8 protein-coding genes and 1 riboswitch are annotated in these 15,520 nt (G+C 69.5%); of the genes, 5 read left to right on the forward strand and 3 right to left on the reverse strand.

The annotated features are described in order from the left end of the window. Positions 1-83 precede the first annotated feature (83 nt). Together dapA and EAH86_RS03330 are read left to right on the forward strand one after the other, a co-directional pair. A complete protein-coding gene (gene dapA, locus EAH86_RS03325) occupies positions 84-974 on the forward strand; it encodes a 4-hydroxy-tetrahydrodipicolinate synthase (RefSeq protein WP_140737156.1) in 891 nt (296 codons plus the stop codon). Further along, positions 971-2,656 (forward strand): ribonuclease J, encoded by a 1,686-nt coding sequence (locus tag EAH86_RS03330; RefSeq protein ID WP_140737157.1) that lies wholly within the window; start codon positions 971-973, stop codon positions 2,654-2,656. The genes dapA and EAH86_RS03330 overlap by 4 nt, the downstream gene beginning before the upstream one ends. A 55-nt stretch (positions 2,657-2,711) precedes the next feature. On the opposite strand, the gene EAH86_RS03335 is transcribed toward EAH86_RS03330, so the two are convergent. Next, positions 2,712-4,139 (reverse strand): aminotransferase class V-fold PLP-dependent enzyme, encoded by a 1,428-nt coding sequence (locus EAH86_RS03335; protein ID WP_140737158.1) that lies wholly within the window; start codon positions 4,137-4,139, stop codon positions 2,712-2,714. A 45-nt stretch (positions 4,140-4,184) separates the two neighbouring features. Continuing rightward, positions 4,185-4,297, reverse strand: a riboswitch (SAM riboswitch). A gap of 372 nt (positions 4,298-4,669) precedes the next feature. Further along, a complete protein-coding gene (locus EAH86_RS03340) occupies positions 4,670-9,040 on the reverse strand; it encodes a hypothetical protein (RefSeq protein WP_140737159.1) in 4,371 nt (1,456 codons plus the stop codon). A 272-nt stretch (positions 9,041-9,312) separates the two neighbouring features. On the opposite strand from EAH86_RS03340, the gene EAH86_RS03345 reads away from it, so the two are divergent. From EAH86_RS03345 to EAH86_RS03355, 3 genes are all read left to right on the forward strand, one after another. Continuing rightward, on the forward strand, positions 9,313-12,075 hold the full coding sequence (locus tag EAH86_RS03345) for an FtsK/SpoIIIE family DNA translocase (protein WP_140737160.1): 2,763 nt from the start codon (positions 9,313-9,315) through the stop codon (positions 12,073-12,075). Between the two features lie 109 nt (positions 12,076-12,184). Next, entirely contained in the window at positions 12,185-13,507 is a 1,323-nt protein-coding gene (locus EAH86_RS03350; RefSeq protein WP_140737161.1) for a multidrug effflux MFS transporter, read from the forward strand. Positions 13,508-13,594: 87 nt separating this feature from the next. Continuing rightward, entirely contained in the window at positions 13,595-14,257 is a 663-nt protein-coding gene (locus EAH86_RS03355) for an ion channel (protein ID WP_140737162.1), read from the forward strand. Here EAH86_RS03355 and EAH86_RS03360 read toward each other — a convergent pair. Continuing rightward, the gene (locus EAH86_RS03360; protein ID WP_140737163.1) at positions 14,254-15,516 is read right to left on the reverse strand and encodes a dipeptidase; all 1,263 of its coding nucleotides are present in this window, start codon (positions 15,514-15,516) and stop codon (positions 14,254-14,256) included. The two genes, EAH86_RS03355 and EAH86_RS03360, sit on opposite strands and share 4 nt — an antisense overlap. Positions 15,517-15,520: the final 4 nt, after the last annotated feature.

Genomic DNA, 15,520 nt, shown 5'->3' on the forward strand with positions numbered 1-15,520 from the left:
CGCGACGGCGCCTTCCCGCCAAATTCGCGCCCGCGCTGTGTGCGGGCGACGGGCGATGCCCGTGAGGGCGATAACCTGCGGGTATGAGTGCGACGTCTCCGTTCGGCCGGGTGGTCACGGCCATGGTCACCCCGATGCGTCCCGACGGATCCGTGGACCTCGATGCCGCCCAGCGGGTGGCCGCGCACCTCGTCGACCACGGCCACGACGGGCTCGTCGTCAGCGGCACCACAGGGGAGTCTCCCACCACCACCGATGCCGAGAAGGTCGAGCTGCTCAAGGCCGTCCTCGAGGCAGTCGGTGACCGCGCGGCCGTCACCGCAGGGGCGGGCAGCAACGACACCGCCCACTCCGTCGAGCTCGCCAAGGCGATGACCCAGGCCGGCGCGCACGCCCTGCTCGTCGTGACGCCCTACTACAACAAGCCGCCGCAGGAGGGGATCGCCCGCCACATCGAGGCCGTCGCCGACGCGAGCGATCTGCCGGTCATGGTCTACGACATCCCCGGACGCACCGGGACGCCGATCCACACCGAGACGCACCTGCGGCTGGCCCAGCACCCCCGCATCCGGGCGGTCAAGGACGCGAAGGGCGACCTGTTCGCGGCCGCGGACATCATGCGACAGACCGACCTGCTGTGGTTCAGCGGCGACGACGCCCTCAACCTGGCCCACCTCACCAACGGCGCCATCGGCGTCGTCTCGGTCGTCGGCCACGTCGCCGGCGACCTCTATGCCGAGCTGGTCGCCTCCGTGGACAAGGGGGACCTCTCGCGCGCGCAGGAGCTCAACCGGCAGGCCATCCCGGCCGTCAACGCCGTCATGAACATCACGCAGGGAGCCATCATGGCCAAGGCTGCGCTGGTCGAGCTCGGGGTCATCGACTCCGCGACCGTGCGCCTGCCCCTCGTCGAAGCCACCCCCGACCAGGTCGCGCAGCTGCGCACCGGTCTCACCGAGTCAGGACTTTTGTGAGTCATCCCCACCCCGAGCTCAACCTGCCCCGGCCGCTCGCGGCCAACGGCGTCCGCATCATCGCCCTCGGCGGCCTCGGCGAGGTCGGCCGCAACATGGCCGTCATCGAGCACGCCGGCCAGCTGCTGATCATCGACTGCGGCGTGCTGTTCCCCGAGGACCACCACCCCGGCGTCGACCTGATCCTCCCGGACTTCGAGTACATCGAGGACCGGCTCGACGACATCCAGGCGATCGTCCTGACCCACGGTCACGAGGACCACATCGGGGCGGTGCCCTACCTGCTCAAGCTCAAGAGGGACATCCCGATCGTCGGCTCGATGCTGACCCTGGCCCTCATCGAGGCAAAGCTCAAGGAGCACCGGATCACCCCCTACACCCTCGGGGTCAAGGAGGGGATGCGCGAGAAGCTCGGCGTCTTCGACTGCGAGTTCGTGGCGGTCAACCACTCCATCCCCGACGCGCTCGCCGTGTTCGTGCGGACGCCCGGCGGGACGATCCTGCACACCGGTGACTTCAAGATGGACCAGCTGCCGCTCGACAACCGGCTCACCGACCTGCGCGCCTTCGCGCGGCTGGGGGAGGAGGGCGTCGACCTGTTCATGACCGACTCGACCAACGCCGAGGTCCCCGGGTTCACCACGCCCGAGAAGGACATCGCCCCGGCGATCGACAAGGTGTTCCGCGACGCCGAGCGACGCATCATCGTGGCCTGCTTCTCCTCGCACGTGCACCGGGTCCAGCAGGTGCTCAACGCCGCCGAGCAGGCCGGCCGCAAGGTCGCCATGGTGGGCCGCTCGATGGTCCGCAACATGGGGATCGCAGCCGAGCTGGGCTACCTCCACGTGCCCGACGGCGTGCTCGTCGACGTCAAGAAGCTCGACAACTTCCCGGACGACAAGGTCGTGCTGATCTGCACGGGTTCGCAGGGTGAGCCGATGGCTGCCCTGTCCCGGATGGCCAACCGGGACCACCGCATCGACGTCGGTGTCGGTGACACGGTGCTGATGGCCTCGTCCCTGATCCCCGGCAACGAGAACGCCGTCTACCGGATCATCAACGGCCTGATGCGGCTCGGGGTCAACGTCGTCCACAAGGGCAACGCCAAGGTGCACGTGTCCGGCCACGCCAGCGCCGGCGAGCTGCTCTACTGCTACAACATCGTCAAGCCGCGCAACGTGATGCCGGTGCACGGCGAGTGGCGACACCTGGTGGCCAACGCCGAGCTCGCGGTCCAGACCGGCGTCCCGCGCGAGCAGGTCGTGCTGGCCGAGGACGGTGTGGTCGTCGACCTGGTCGACGGTGTGGCCCGGATCGTCGGTGCGGTGCCCTGCGGCTACGTCTACGTCGACGGTGCCTCGGTCGGCGAGTTCGACGAGGCCCTCCTCAAGGACCGCCGCATCCTGCGCGACGAGGGGTTCATCTCCGTCATCGTCGTGATCGACTCGGCCACGGGCAAGATCGCTGCCGGCCCGGAGATCCAGGCCCGCGGGTTCGCCGAGGACGACGAGATCTTCAGCCAGGTGCGACCCAAGATCGAGCAGGCGCTCGCTGAGGCGACCGGCAACGGTGTCACCGACTCCCACCAGCTCGAGCAGGTCATGCGCCGGGCGATCGGTGGCTGGGTCGGCGGCAAGATCCGCCGTCGCCCGATGATCATCCCGGTGGTCATCCAGGCCTGAGGTCCGGGCAGGTTCGTCGGCGACGGCGGAGCGGCCGGGTATGCCGCGTGGGCGGCTACCAGGGGCGGGCGAGGTCGAGCGCCCGCGGGTCGTTCACGGGCAACCAGCCCTGCGACCCGTGGACGTACTCCGCGCGCGGGCCGTGCTCGGCCAGCTCTGCCACCGCGGCGAGCAGTCGCTCGACGTGCTCGGCGGTCGTGGCCAGTCCGACACTCGCGCGGACGGCGGTCGTGGATGCCGCGGCATACGGGTCGTCGAGCAGTGCGTCGACACACAAGTGAGCGCAGAACTTGCCGTCCCGTACCCCGATGCCGTGCTCGGCGGACAGCGCAGCGGACACCAGTGAGGAGTCGACGCCGTCGACCGTGAAGGTCGCAACGGCGACCCGCTCGTGGTCGGGGGTGAAGAGCGAGTAGGTCTGCACGCCGTCGATGGCGTCGAGCCCGTCGAGCAGCCGCCGGCCCAGGGTGCGCTCGTGCTCCTCGACCGCCTCGGCGTGGGTGCGCAGGGCGTGACACGCGGCGGCCAGGGCGATGGCGCCGATGACGTTGGGGCTGCCACCCTCGTGGCGTGCGGCCCCCTCCTGCCAGACGACACCGCGGCTGGTGACGGACTTGGTGGCCCCGCCGCCAGCGAGGTAGGGCGCCGCCGCGTCGAGCCAGTCGGCGCGACCGGCCAGCACACCGGTGCCGAACGGTGCGTACAGCTTGTGGCCCGACAGGACCACGTAGTCGACACCGAGGTCGTCGAGGTCGACCCGGCGGTGCGGCGCGTACTGGGCGGCGTCGAGCACCACCCGGGCACCGGCCTTGCGGGCGATCGCGGCCAGCTCGCGGATCGGCCAGATCTCCCCGGTGACGTTGGAGGCGCCGGCGAGGACAACGAGCTTGTTCCGGCCGCGGTGGTCGCGCAGGGCGGCTCGCAGGAGCACCTTCGCGTCGCCGACGCTGCCGGGGACGGGCAGCCGGTGGGTCCTGCGCGCCGACCAGGGGAGCAGCGCCGCGTGGTGCTCGGTCTCGAAGACGAAGACCTGCGTGTCGCGCGGCAGGCAGCGCGCGAGCAGGTTGAAAGAGTCGGTGCTGTTGCGGGTGAAGACGACCTCGTCGCCCTCGCGCGCTCCCACGAACGACCGCACCTCGGCCCGGGCCTGCTCGTACCAGGCCGACGTCACGCGGGAGGCCCAGCCGTTGCCCCGGTGCACCGAGGAGTAGGTGCGCAGCGCGGTGTCGACGGCCTTCTTGACGCTGACCAGGGCCGGGGTGGACGCGGCGTGGTCGAAGTTGGCGTAGTCGACGGCGCCGTCCAGGGTCGGCACGAGCAGGGACTCGGACACCACGCTGGGGAGGGTGCCCACCTCGCCGAGCGACCTCGCCCCGGTCAGCGACCTGGCGTCGGGGACCGGCCGGAGGTGGGTCTGGGTGCGGGCGTGGGCCAACGGGGCGGTCCGGCGGAAGGCGGGGGGCGGGGTGCTCGCGATCGACATGGGGTACAGCTCCTGGTCCGGGTGGGACCCGAGAGACTGCTCACGAGTCCGCGCTTGCCGGCTGCAGACGCAGACGGCCCGGTCGTCACCCGGAGCACCCCACCGCGGAGGAGGGTTGCTGGTCAGCAAGCCGGGGCTTCGCGCTGACACTCATGACCTGTGTCCGAGGGTAGGGCCGCTGCTGCTCGTGATCCAGTAGGTGGTCGGGGGTTCCCGTCATCTGAGATGACCGGCCGCCCCAGTCAGGCCCCGCGGGGTGTGCCGTCTGGCGGTGGTCGGCCGATGGCCGTCCCGCGCACCGTCCCCCAGATGCGCGCCTGCGCCGACGACCATCTCTGGTCGTCGGCGCAGGCCCCGCCAGACGCAAGGCTCAGCCTCCCACCCGGCCAGTGCCTTGGTAAGGGCTACCTGCCCTGACTGCCCGATCGGGGAGCGCAACTCAGCCGTTCGGACGATCAGCAACGGGCCGGTCACGGGCAGCTGCGCCCGTGACCGGCCCGTGGTGTGCCGCTGTCCTCGAACCTCGCTGGTTAGCCCAGCCACCCCACGACGTCCAGGATGACGTCGGCGGACCGCAGGCTGTACACGTTGACCTTGCCGTCGCTGCCGATACGGGCAATCACCTGGTTGGAGACCGTCTGAGCGTCGGTGTAGTTCAGGTTCGACGCCGTGGGCAGAGCGTTCCCGCTCGGGAAGACGGTCGCATACCCGCTACCGCCCGGTGCCACGATCGTGACGTTGAGGATCACACCCGCCGCAGTGCTCGGTATGCCGGCCCTGCCGCGGATCTGGAACGACCTGATGCTGCCTGCACCGAGCCGTGGCCCCTCCGCGCCGCGCGTGTCGGCGATCCGGGTCGGGGTGACGGTGCTCATCCGGGTACCCGGAGCCGGGTCACCGGCCAGGTACCAACCCACGACGTCCATGAGCAGGTGTGTGCTCCCAGCCGAGTTGAAGACCGTCACGTCGCCACCAGTGCCGAGCGGCATGGTCACGAGGTTGGGCACGGTCGCGTTCGGCTTGAAGTTCAGGCTGCTGGCCGTCGGCCGGGTGCCGCCCGCGGGGTAGACCGTGAAGTAGCCCTCCTTGGTGGGGGACACGGCCGTGACGTTCATGACGACGGCCTTGGCATCGGCCGGGACGCCGCCGAGGCCGGCGACCTCCATCACGCGTGCCTCGCCACCCGCGAGGGGCTTGGCCGGTTGGCCACCGCCACCACGGGTGTCAGCGATACGCGTCGGGGAGCCCGCCGGGGTGTATCGGGTACCGCGAGGCAGGGTGCCGTTGGAGTAGTAGCCCACCACGTCGAGGATCACGTGGGTCGAGCCGCGGTTGTTGTACATCGAGATACGACCGGAGGCGTCGACCGGAACGGTTGCGTGGTTCGCCACCGTCTGCCCCGCCACGAAGTTGAGCGCCGAGACGGTCGGCTTGGTCGTGCCGGCCGGCCACAGCGTCAGGTAGGACGCCTTGGTCGGCCCGGTGACGGTGGCGTTCAGCACCACGGCCGAGACGCCGGTCGTCGGCACTCCACTTGCGCCACCGACGACCGAGACCGCTCGGCTCTGGCCCTCACCCAGTGGGAAGTTCTGGCTGCGGGTGTCGAGGACGCGGTAGGGAGCAACGGCCGTGAGCTCGCCAGAGGTGCTGCGGTCGCGCGTGAAGGACCCACGGACCGAGGTCGCCAACGCGGCGCCCGCCGAGTCGAGGGCCGTGACCCGCCAGTAGATGGTGCCGTTGGGCCACGCCGGGCTCAGCTGCCCAGGCGCCCAGGACGTCATGTCCGTCGTCACGTTCTCGATCAGGCCCGAGAAGGTGTCGCTCGAGCTTGCCTCCACCTTGTACCGCGTGGCGCCGGGGACGGTGGTCCAGGAGAACAGCAGGGAGGCATTGCTCACGGTGGAGCCCTGCGTCGGGTTCACCAGGACTGGCTTGGCCGCCTGCACCGTGAAGGTCGACAGCGCCGTGTTGACCTCCGCGGACCAGGAGCCGGCAAGGCCGTTGGGGTCGATGCGACGGACTCGCCAGCCGTACTGGCCGGCAGTCAGGGGCGTGACCGGGATGGCGCTGGTCGACCGGGTCGTGATGGAGGCGACCCGGTTGGTCGGCGAAAGGGCATCGCCGGGGTTCTTGTAGATCTCCACCTCGTACTGACCCGAGTAGGCCATCGCGTCCCACTCCAACAGTGGTGCCGAGGCGACGATCGTGTTGGCCGTCGGCGTCAGCCCTGTCGGTGCGGCCAGCTTCTTCGAGAACGTGATCGGCGTGCTGAAGGTCAGCGGGTTGCTGCTGTTGTCGAACGCCTGGACCCGCCAGTACAACGGGCCGTCGGGATAGGTCTTCAGGTCGGCTGTGTACTCGGTCGAGTCGACCTTGGGACTGGTCTCGATGACGTTGGTGAAGTTCTCCGTCGTGGAGACCTGGACCTGGTACCAGGCGGCCTCCTGGGTGACTCCCTTGACCTGGTTGGCGAACAGGTAGTCCTTCCAAGCGAAGCGGACCTCACCGGTGGTCTCCTGGTAGCCGCTGACGGGGGACTCCGTGGTGACCGCTACCGACTGCTTGCGGAACGCCCGGGCGTCAGGGAAGACCGTGCTGTCGAAGGTGCCGCACTCGGCCGGGCTGTAGCAGGACCGCACATACCAGTAGGTGGCCTGGCCGGCCTGGCTGTCCGGCAGGGACTCGGCGGGCGTGAACTGCGTGTGATCGGTCCGGAACTCGTGGGTGATGTTGGTGAAGTCAGGGTCGGTGGCGAGGTACAGGATGTACAACCCGGCCCCGGGGACGGGGTTCCACTTGAAGGTGGGGGTGTCGTACTCCACGGACGTGCACGAGTTGAGGGGGCAGTTCGTGGGGGCGGTGAGCGTGGCTCCGGGGAGCGTCTGGATGTGGAAGGTGCCCAGCGGCGAGTCAACGCTGCCGGCGGTGGTGTTCGCGCGGACGAAGTAGTCGTAGTCGCCCGTCGACAGCAGGCGACCAAGGGGTGAGGTCAGGCTTCCCGTGTAGGCATAGGCGGTCGCGTTGGTTCCCGTGGCCGTCACTGCCGAGAAGGAGTTCGCGCCGTGGCGGGAGAAGTAGACCTGGTAGGTCGTGGCGTTGGTGACAGCCGGCCACGTCATCAGCGGGGGGAGGTACGCCGCGATCGCCGTGGTCGTCACGGGCGAGGGAGAGGACGCGACGCCGGTCGGGCGGTTCCACGTGAAGGTGCGCCAGCCACCGAGCGGGATCCGGGTGGGCTGCCCGTCGTTGAAGTTGGAGTTGTTGTTGTCCTCCAGGCCCTGGACGGTCCACTGCCACTCAGAGCACTTGGAATCGAGGATCTCAGGCACGTAGGTCGTGTTGTAGGTGTAGGCGGTGACCGTGGCGCAGGTGACGTTCGGCGGCGGGTTGATCGCCTGGAGGGTGACCTTGTACAGGGCGATGTTGGTCGCGCCGTTCCACTTGAGAATGGGCACGGTCACCGTCTGTCCGTTCGCGGGACTGAGGGTGGTGAGGCCAGGCTGCTCGTACAGGAAGGACCGCCCAGTCGTGAACTGGCCGTTGGTCGCCGGCGACTCAGGGCCGTCGAGGGCGCGGACCTGCCAGTAGGCCACGACCCCGGGGCGCACGATCAGCTCGCCGAGGGCGTTCTTCGGCTGGCACGTGGTGCTCGTGTTCGGCAGGACCCGCCAGAACGGGGTGAGGGTGGTGTGGTTGGTGAAGCAGCTCGCGACGCGGTCAGGGGAGAACGCGCTGTCGGAGCTGAACCGCACCTCGTAGTTCGAGGCCCCTCGTTGCGGGGTCCACGACAGTCGCGGCTCGGTCAGGTTGTAGTTCTGGTCGGTCGGGGCGATCAGGGTGACCTGCGGGCTGGGGCTCGGCGCCGTGAGCGTGCCGTTGGGCAGGGCGACCTCGTCCGTCGAGGTGGCTGGCCAGGATCGCGTGAAGGTCCAGGTCGCAGACCAGGGCCCGGGCTCGGCCGTCTGGGCGGTGCTCATCGCACGGACCCGCCAGTAGTACGCGCCGGCAGGGAAGTTGAGAGCATCGGCGGCCGTGATGTCGTTGTCGGAGAACCGGGTCGACACCACCTTGCGGCCACGGGTGTTGTCCGCCCCGCGGACGACAGGGTTGTTGAAGTTCGCGTCCGGGCTGACCTGGATCTCGTAGTAGGCAGCCCCGGCCATGGGTGCCCAGTCGAGGGTCACCTCTTCGATCGACGGGGTGTTGGTGCTCGGCGGCGACACGAGGGTCACGGGTACCGCGCCCCACGCCATGCTGTAGGACCGGGGGGTCGACCACTGCGAGTAGACGCTGGTGCTGCTCTTGGCCCGGACCCGCCACCAGAAGGTGTTGCCGAAGACCGGCGGGGTGGTGGGGGCGTAGCTGAGGTTCGTGGTCGCGATGGGCGCGGGGGCACCCACGAAGAGGGCGTCGTCGTCGATCTGGATCTCGTAGCCCTTGGCGCCGGCCAGTGCGTTCCACTGGAAGAACAGCGGGTCTGCCGGGTAGACCAACGAGGCCCCGTCGACGGGCGAGACCGCGGCGGGTGCGTTGCGCGGCTCCTTGGTGAAGGTCGACTGGGCGAAGGGCCCGGAGGCGTTCGCGCCGTCACTGGCGCGGACCCGCCAGTAGTAGTCGCCGACGGGAAGGTCGTTCGGGGGAGTGGCCTTGGTGTTCGCGGTCGTCTGGGTGAACGACAGGGTGCCGGAGAAGTCGCTGTTCGGCGAAACCTGCACGTCGTACTTCACCGCACCGCTCGTGGCGTTCCACCCGAGAACGGGGTTGTCGGGGTTCGACGCTCCCGCCGCCGGCGTGGTGATCGCAGGGGCTGCAGGCGCAGCACTGGCCGGCGAGATCGGCCCCAGTGGTGTCAGCAGCGCTGCCAAGAGCCCTGCAATGACGACGGACGCGAACTTGCGCATGAATTTCCCCTGCCAGACGGCCACATTCGATAAGTGCGCAAGCAGGCCGCTAAGGCCAGCGCAGCCGCAAGGCTGGCACCTCCTCCCCACGCGCGCGTTCAAGCGGACATTTCGTGTCCGAACTCGTGGTCTGGCATCAGCCGTTCGGCTGATGCCAGACCGATGGCGCAGCCGGCGTCCGGCCAGCCACCCCGGCCATGGGCAGGACTTTGCCAGCGGTGATACGCGTGTGACGCGTGTTTCCGGTGTGACCTTCGCGTAGCCTGCGGAGCATGGCGACACGTCCGTCCTCTTCGCGAGGATCAAGCGCAGGGACTCGATCCAACGCGGGGACGCGCTCCTCCGGTGGCCGGGGCACTGCAACCCGCCCGGCCAACCGCAAGAGCAGCGCACCCCGCAAGTCCCCCGCACGCGGCAAGACCAGCGGGGGTGGGCTGCCGCTGCCCGTGCGCGCCGTCAAGGGCACCTGGATGGGCATGGCCCACGTCGCCGGCGGAGCGGTCCGCAGGGTCGGTAGCAGCGCTCGGGACCTCGAGCCGGAGCACCGCCGCGACGGGATCGGCTTCTCGCTCATCGGCCTGTCGATCGTGGTCGCCGCCCGTGAGTGGTGGGCCTTCGATGGTGCGATCGGCGACGTGATCCACGCGATCGTGGCGGGCACCTTCGGCGTCGTCGCGTATGCCGTGCCGCTGGCCCTCCTCTTCCTGGGCATCCGGTTCCTGCGCGCACCGCAGGAGGACTCGGCGAACTCGCGCATCGGGGTCGGCCTCGGTGCGCTGGCCTTCGCCGCCTCCGGTCTGGCCCACGTGGCTGCGGGGGTCCCGACCCCTCCCGGGGGTGCTGACGCGATGCGAGCTGGCGGCGGCATCATCGGCTTCCTCGCCTCCAGCCCGCTGGAGGCTGCGGTCTCCGTCTATGGCACCGTGCCGATCCTGCTGATGCTCGGTTTCTTCGGCCTCCTCGTGATGACCGCGACGCCGGTCCACATGATCCCGACCCGCCTGGCAGAGCTGCGCGACCACCTCCTGCACCGGGGGTCCGTCGACACCGAGACCGACCCGCTCGCCGTGGCCGCCGAGGAGAAGCCGAAGCGACGTCGCCGGGTGATCGATCCCGAGGGCCCGCTCGAGGGCGACGAGGCCTTCGAACAAGCCGCCCTGGTCGCGCCCGACGGTCGTCGGTTCCGCCCCGGCGAGAAGCGCCCGACCTCGCCCGGCGTGCTGGCTCCCTCGGCGACCGGTGAGCCGACCGCATCGACCGCCCCGGTCAGGGGTCCGGCCATCGAGGTCAAGGCTGCTCTCGAAGCGCCTCCCACGACCCCGCTTCCGCAGCGCGTCGAACAGCTGGCCCTGGCCGGCGACATCACCTACACGTTGCCTGACAACGCACTCCTCGAGCCAGGCTCGCCGCACAAGACCCGCAGTGCCGCCAACGACCGTGTCGTCGAGTCACTCACCGAGGTGCTCGACCAGTTCGAGATCGACGCGCAGGTCACCGGCTTCTCGCGTGGTCCGACCGTGACCCGCTACGAGGTCGAGCTCGGCCCCGGCATCAAGGTCGAGCGAGTCACTGCCCTGTCCAAGAACATCGCGTATGCCGTCGCGTCGGCCGACGTCCGCATCCTGTCCCCGATCCCGGGCAAGAAGGCGATCGGCATCGAGATCCCGAACGCAGACCGCGAGAAGGTCAGCCTCGGAGACGTGCTGCGCAGCCAGGCGGCGCGCGGCAACGAGCACCCGATGGTCATGGGCGTCGGCAAGGACGTCGAGGGCGGCTATGTCATCGCGAACCTCGCCAAGATGCCGCACCTGCTCGTGGCCGGCGCCACCGGCGCTGGCAAGTCCAGCTTCGTGAACTCGATGATCACCTCGATCCTGATGCGGGCGACGCCCGACGAGGTGCGCATGGTCCTGGTCGACCCCAAGCGAGTGGAGCTCACGGCATACGAGGGGATCCCGCACCTCATCACCCCCATCATCACGAACCCCAAGAAAGCCGCCGAGGCGCTGGCCTGGGTGGTGCGCGAGATGGACACCCGCTACGACGACCTCGCGCAGTTCGGGTTCAAGCACATCGACGACTTCAACAAGGCGGTCAAGGCCGGCAAGGTCAAGCCGCTGCCGGGCTCGGAGCGGGTCATCCACCCGTACCCGTACCTGCTGGTGATCGTCGACGAGCTCGCCGACCTGATGATGGTCGCCCCCCGCGACGTCGAGGAGTCGATCGTCCGTATCACCCAGCTCGCCCGCGCGGCCGGCATCCACCTGGTGCTGGCTACCCAGCGACCGTCGGTCGACGTCGTCACGGGTCTGATCAAGGCCAACGTGCCGTCGCGGATGGCGTTCGCAACCTCGTCGCTGGCCGACAGCCGGGTGGTGCTCGACCAGCCGGGCGCCGAGAAGCTGATCGGCCAGGGCGACGCGCTGTTCCTGCCGATGGGGTCCTCCAAGACGATGCGCGTCCAGGGGGCCTGGGTCACCGAGTCCGAGATCCAGCAGGTCGTCAAGCACGTGACCGGCCAGCTCAAGCCGAGCTACCGCGAGGACGTCACTGTCGTCGCGACCAAGAAGCAGGTCGACGACGACATCGGCGACGACCTCGAGCTGCTGCTCCAGGCAACTGAGCTCGTCGTCACGACCCAGTTCGGCTCGACCTCGATGCTGCAGCGCAAGCTGCGGGTCGGGTTTGCCAAGGCCGGGCGGCTGATGGACCTGCTGGAGTCCCGCGGCGTGGTGGGGCCGTCTGAGGGCTCCAAGGCGCGTGACGTCCTGATCAAGCTCGACGACCTGCCGATGACGCTGGCGCTGATGCGCGGCGACGAGGTGGCCGAGATCGAGCCGGTCTTCGACGGAGAGGCGGCAGGTGCGGCCGACGCCGGCGTCGAGCACACCGACGAGGTCGTCATGCCGGCCGGCTACAGACCTGGGTACGCCCCGGACTCGCGCTATGACAACGACCCGGTGGCCAGGGGCCTGGCCGGTCGGGAAGAGGTCGAGGCGTCCGTGGACGCGTGGGACCTCACCGGCCGCGAGTGACCCCTCGGGACTGACCTGCCTCGGACGAGGACGGGTGGTGGGGTCGACAAACGCTGAGACAGGGGACACGGGATGAAATAGATCGCGTGTCCCCTGTCGTTGCGCAAGGGTGACTGCCGCCCCCGAGACCCTCACTGACGCCACCGCTGCGACTCCCACCAACACCCCGACGCACCGCACCACCGCGACGCCGACCAGCGACCGACCCGTCGTCAGGACGCCCGACGCACCGGACGCCCCCACGGGGCGTTCCTACGTCCGCTTCGTCCTCGTCCTCGGCGCACTGATCGCGATCGGCCCGCTGACCATCGACACCTACCTGCCCGCTCTGCCGTCCATCACTCGCGACCTTGCGGCGTCGGAGTCGGCTGTTCAGGGCACCCTGACCGGCATCCTGCTCGGGATGGGCCTCGGCCAGCTGCTCGTCGGCCCCCTCGCGGATGCCGTCGGTCGCCGCCGCCCGCTGATCGCCGGACTTGCCCTGCACATTGCGGCCTCGGTGTTCTGCGCGTTCGCCCCGACCATCGAGCTGCTCACCGTCGGACGCGTGATCCAGGGTCTCGGCAACGCGGCGGTCGCCGTCGTCTCCATGGCGATGGTGCGCGACCTGTTCGCGGGGTCGGCTGCAGCGACGATGCTGTCCCGCCTGATGCTCGTGATGGGGCTGGCGCCGGTGCTGGCTCCGACCCTCGGTGGCTTCATCCTCCAGCTCACCTCGTGGCGTGGCGTGTTCGTCATCCTCGCGGTCGCGGGCACGTTGATGGTGACGCTGGCGAGTCTGGCCCTGCGCGAGACGCTCCCGGTCGAGCGTCGGCGGGCCCTGGCCCTCCGGCCGGTGCTCAGTACATACGGCATGCTGCTGCGCGACCGAACCTTCGTCGGGCTCGTCCTCATCAGCGGCCTGATGTTCGCCACCCTGTTCTCCTACATCGGCGGCTCGTCGTTCGTGCTGCAGGACATCTATGGCCTCAGCGTCACCCAGTTCGGGCTGGCTTTCGGTCTCAACTCGCTGGGCTTCCTCACCGGTTCGCAGCTGAACCCGTTCCTGCTCAAGCGGTTCGCGCCGCGCCAGCTGGTCCGGGCGGGCGTGTCGATCGGTGCCGTGGCCGCGTTGGTTCTCCTGGCGTCGGCAGCCACCGGCATCGGTGGGCTGACCATGATCCTCGTGCCGCTGTGGTTCCTGCTGTTCGCGTGCGGCCTGACCCTGCCGAACACCCCCGCGTTGGCGCTGACTCGTCACGGTGAGGCCGCCGGCACCGCCGCCGCGCTGCTCGGGGCGTCGCAGTTCGTCATCGGTGGTGCGGCCGCTCCGCTCATCGGCGCAATGGGTTCGGACTCGGCAGTGCCGATGGCGCTGGTCATGGCGGTCACCGCCAGCCTCGCCGCCGTGGTCGCCGCGCGCACCCTTCGGGTCGAGGTCGTCACCGCCTGACGCGGCACGACGCCGGCCACCCGGCATACCCCGCGCCTGCTGTCGCAACGCGCGGGTGGTGTGCGGCGCACCCCTAGGGTGTTCGTCATGCGCGATTGGTTCAAGGCGGTCAAGGGTCACCCGAGCGGGGTGCTCCTCGTGGCCCAGCTGCTCGAGGTGCTCGCCTACCCCTTCGCGGGAGACACGCCGCTGGGGCGCACGCTCATCGGCGTCTTCGGGGTCCTCGTGCTTTCCATCGCGGTGTATGCCGTGCGCGCGACGCCCGCCTTGACGTGGGTCGCGGTGGTGCTGGGTGTGCCGGTCGTGGCGCTCACGATCGCGGAGGGGTTCGTCCCCGCCAACGATCAGGTGGTCTTCTGGTCGGCGATCCTGCACGCGGCGTTCTACGGCTACACCGGCTACGGCCTGATCCGCTACCTCTTCGACGACTCGTGGGTGACTCGCGACGAGATCTTCGCGGTGGGGGCGAACTTCACCGTCGTGTCCTGGATGTTCGCCCACCTCTTCATGGCGGTGCAGGTGGTCTATCCGGGGTCCTTCACCGCCTTCCAGGGCGAGGGGCACCGCACCTTCCTCGAGCTGCTCTACCTGTCCTTCGCCAACCTCACCAGCGTCGGGCTCTCCGACGTGTCGGCAGTGCTGCCGCTCGCGCGGTCGGTCGTGATCATCGAGCAGGTCGCGGGCGTCATGTACGTCGCGTTGATCATCGCTCGTGTCGTGGGCCTGACCATCACCCGCTGGCGCAACTAGGCCGTCGCTGGCGGGTCCTCGGAGACCGGCTGGTCCTCGGATGACGGCTGGTCCACTGAGGCCTGCTGGCCGTCGAGGTCCTTGATGGTGGCCAGGCTCGGGCCGCGTTGCTGCTGCAGCTCCTTTGCGCCCGCCTCCGCGTCCCGCATCACCCGCAGGATGTTGCCGCTGGTGAGCTTGCCGAGGTCGTCGTCGGACCAGCCGCGGTCGGCCAGGGCCGCGAGCAGGCGCGGGTAGCCGGTGACGTCCTCGAGCCCTTCGGGCAGGGTCGCCACCCCGTCGTAGTCGCCGCCGAGGCCGACGTGGTCGACCCCTGCCACCTCGCGGACGTGCTCGATGTGCCGCACCACGTCGGCGAGCGTGGCCTTGGGCGTGGGGTGGGTGAGGGCGTGGGCGTCGTAGAACGTCGAGTAGGCATCCGCGTCGGCGGGTGTGATGCCCTGGGCCGCGGCCACGTCGTTCAGCTCCTGACGCCAGGCAGCCGCCTCGGGGCTCACGAAGGTCGGCACGAAGGTCACCATGCAGACGCCGTTGTTGTCGCGCAGCAGCTCCAGGACGTCGTCGGGCGCGTTGCGCGGGCTGTCGCAGACCGCTCGGGCCGAGGAGTGGCTGAAGATGGCCGGCACCTCGGCCACCCGCAACGCGTCGCGCATCGTGTCAGGGGACACGTGGGACAGGTCGACGAGCATCCCGATCCGGTTCATCTCGCGCACGACCTCGACACCGAAGGCCGAGAGCCCTTGGTGGACAGCCACATCCGTCGCGGAGTCGGCCCAGTCGACGTTGCTGTTGTGCGTCAGGGTCATGTAGCGCACACCCAGGACGTGCAGCATCCGCAAGGTCGCCAGCGAGTTGTTGATCGAGTGGCCACCCTCGGCGCCCAGCAGCGACGCGATGCGTCCGGACTCCCAGGCGGCGGCGACGTCGTCCGCGGTCCGGGCAAAAGCCAGTTGGCCGGCATACCTCGCCACCATCTGGTGGCCGGCGTCGATCTGCTCCAGGGTGGCACTCACGGCGTCGTCACCCGCGAGCGACGCGGGCACGAAGACCGACCAGAACTGGCCACCCACACCTCCTTGCACGAGCCGGGGCAGGTCGGTGTGCGTCGGGGTGCCCCCGGCTTCGATGTCGAGGCGGTCGAAGTCGTAGCCGACCTGCTGCCGGGCCTCCCAGAGGAGGTCGTTGTGCCCGTCGATGACGGGGTGGCGCTCGAGGAGGGCGCTGATCCGGGCGGTGGTCGCATCGGCTGTCGCGGTCATGGCG

The organism is Pedococcus bigeumensis, assembly GCF_006438965.1.
GTDB lineage: Bacteria > Actinomycetota > Actinomycetes > Actinomycetales > Dermatophilaceae > Pedococcus > Pedococcus bigeumensis_A.